The sequence below is a fragment of the Amycolatopsis sp. NPDC051071 genome, from assembly GCF_040682875.1.
Classification (GTDB): domain Bacteria; phylum Actinomycetota; class Actinomycetes; order Mycobacteriales; family Pseudonocardiaceae; genus Amycolatopsis.
Genome location: NZ_JBFBBY010000324.1, coordinates 1 through 1,834, shown reverse-complemented (window position 1 = coordinate 1,834; position 1,834 = coordinate 1). Strand labels below are relative to the sequence as shown.

Below are 1,834 nucleotides of genomic sequence, written 5' to 3'. Positions count from 1 at the left end.
CCGGCACCCTCGGACGCGCCCTTCACGATGCCCGCGATGTCCACAAAGGACACGACGGCCGGCACGGTGCGTTCGGAGCTTTTTTGTCCTATGGGGACCCCTCATGACACTCGGTGGGCAAGACGGAGAGCAAGACAGGAGACAGCGGCTACGAAGCGGCCGAAGCGGTGCTGAAGCGCGCCCGGTAAGCCGTAGGCGTCAGTCCCGTAGCCCGCCGAAGCTGCGTACGCAGGTTTGCAGCCGTCCCGAAGCCCGAAGCCCGCGCCACCCGGTCCAGCCGCTGCTCTCCGCGCTCGATGAGCCGGCATGCCAGCGCGATCCGTTCCGTGGTGAGCCACGCCAGCGGCGTCGTCCCCAGTTCGGCGCGGAATCGCCGGTGCAGCGTCGCCTGGCTCGCGGCCGCCCGGGTCGCGAGGTCGGCGACGGTGAGCGGTCGGTCGAGCCGCTCCCGCGCCCATTCGAGCACGGGCGCCAACGAAGTGTCTGGCACCGAAGGGACCGGCCGCTCGACGAATTGCCGCTGGCCGCCGTCCCGGTGCCCGGCGAACACCAGCCGCCGGCTCACCGCGTTGGCGACCTCGGCGCCGTGGTCGCGGCTGATCAGGTGCAGCCCCAGGTCCAGCGCGGCCGCGCTGCCCGCCGCCGTGAGGACGTCGCCGTCGTCGACGAACAGGACGTCCGGCTCCATCAGCACTTCGGGGAACCGTGCCCGGAACAGCTCGGCCCATTTCCAGTGCGTCGTCGCGCGGCGGCCGTCGAGGACACCCGCCTGCGCCAGTGTGAAGGCGCCGGTGCAGAAGCTCACCAGCCGGGCTCCTCGCGCGGCCGCGGCGCGGATGGCGGCCAGCACGGGCTCGGCGGCCGGGACCTCCGGATCGGGCCGGTTGGGCACGATCACCGTGTCGGCGGCCTCGACGGCTTCGAGCCCGGAGATCCCGCTGAGGGTGAACATCCCCAGGTGCATGCGCACGGACGGCTCGGCGGCGCACAGCGTGAAGCCGTACCAGGACCGGTCCAGTTCCGGCCGGCGCAGGCCGAACAACTCGGTCGCCACCCCCATCTCGAACGGGTTGGACCCCTCGTCGATCAGCACGGCGACCTCGTGCGAGAAATCATGCGACATATGCGATTCCTAGCACTCACTTCCCGGGCGGTCCAGTGACCAGAATCGGATCATGAGCAAGCAGCCGATCGATCTGAACACCGCTTTGGCCGGGTTCGACGAGATCTGGAGCCCGCGGATCGTCGCCCACGTCAACGACTACGACGTGCGGCTCGCCAAGGTCGCCGGCGAGCACGTCTGGCATGTCCACGAGAACACCGACGAGTTCTTCCTCGTCCTCGACGGAACCTTGGACATCGCCCTGCGTGAGGGGGCGGGCGAGCGCGTCGTGACGCTGCCGCGCGGCTCGGCGTTCGTCGTCCCGCGAGGCACTTATCACAAGCCGTCCTCAGTGGACGGTGCCTCACTGCTGCTGTTCGAACCGACCGGCACGCTTTCGGTCGGCGACAAGCACGACGAGGTCCCCGCGCACGTCACCGTCACCGTCGGGCAGGAAATCTCCGTCTAGCCAACGGAAAACGTCCTGCGGTAGGCACTGGGACCGGTCCCGCGCAGCTTGCCGAAGTGAGGGAGGCGGCGGTGGCCGTTCGGGGTCGTGAGTGATTTGGGCCGTTAGAACGACCCAAATCACTCACGAGCCCCGACCCACTCCCCACCGCCGCGCCCCCTCACCCGACGTACATGAAGGCCCCCTTCCTTGCGCCTAGCGCAAGGAAGGGGGCCTTCATGTACTGCCCAGAAGCCGTCAGTAGTGGTTCGGGCCCGTGTGGT

General features: G+C 69.1%; 2 protein-coding genes. One reads left to right on the top strand and one right to left on the bottom strand.

The annotated features are described in order from the left end of the window. Positions 1-148: 148 nt before the first annotated feature. Positions 149-1,123: a helix-turn-helix domain-containing protein gene (locus AB0M65_RS40805; RefSeq protein ID WP_364041037.1), complete on the bottom strand. Its 975-nt coding sequence runs from the start codon at positions 1,121-1,123 to the stop codon at positions 149-151. Positions 1,124-1,175: 52 nt separating this feature from the next. Here AB0M65_RS40805 and AB0M65_RS40800 point away from each other — a divergent pair, with 52 nt between their 5' ends. Then, on the top strand, positions 1,176-1,571 hold the full coding sequence (locus AB0M65_RS40800; protein WP_364041034.1) for a cupin domain-containing protein: 396 nt from the start codon (positions 1,176-1,178) through the stop codon (positions 1,569-1,571). The last annotated feature ends 263 nt before the right edge of the window (positions 1,572-1,834 follow it).